General features: G+C 69.7%; 1 protein-coding gene. It reads left to right on the top strand.

Annotated features, from left to right (window positions below):
• Positions 1–277, top strand: a 277-nt coding sequence (locus AAEZ03_RS27185) for a tRNA nucleotidyltransferase/poly(A) polymerase-related protein (protein WP_502947969.1), incomplete at both ends; no start/stop codon positions are given.

Genomic DNA, 277 nt, shown 5'->3' with positions numbered 1-277 from the left:
GGCGAGGTCGACGCGCTCGTCCCCGAACGCGTGTGGCAGGAAATCGCGCGCGGGCTGATGGAGGCGAAGCCGTCGCGGATGTTCTCGGTGCTGCGCGACTGCGGCGCGCTCGCGCGCATCCTGCCCGAGGTCGATGCGCTGTGGGGCGTGCCGCAGCGCGCCGATTACCACCCTGAAGTCGATACCGGCGTGCACGTGATGATGGTCGTCGACTACGCGGCGAAGCAGGGCTATTCGCTGGCGGTGCGCTTCGCGGCGCTCACGCACGATCTCGGCA

The sequence above is a fragment of the Pseudomonas sp. HY2-MNA-CIBAN-0224 genome, from assembly GCF_040310285.1.
In the GTDB taxonomy this organism is placed as follows: domain Bacteria; phylum Pseudomonadota; class Gammaproteobacteria; order Pseudomonadales; family Pseudomonadaceae; genus Aquipseudomonas; species Aquipseudomonas helleri.
This window is presented reverse-complemented; position numbering and strand designations above follow the sequence as displayed.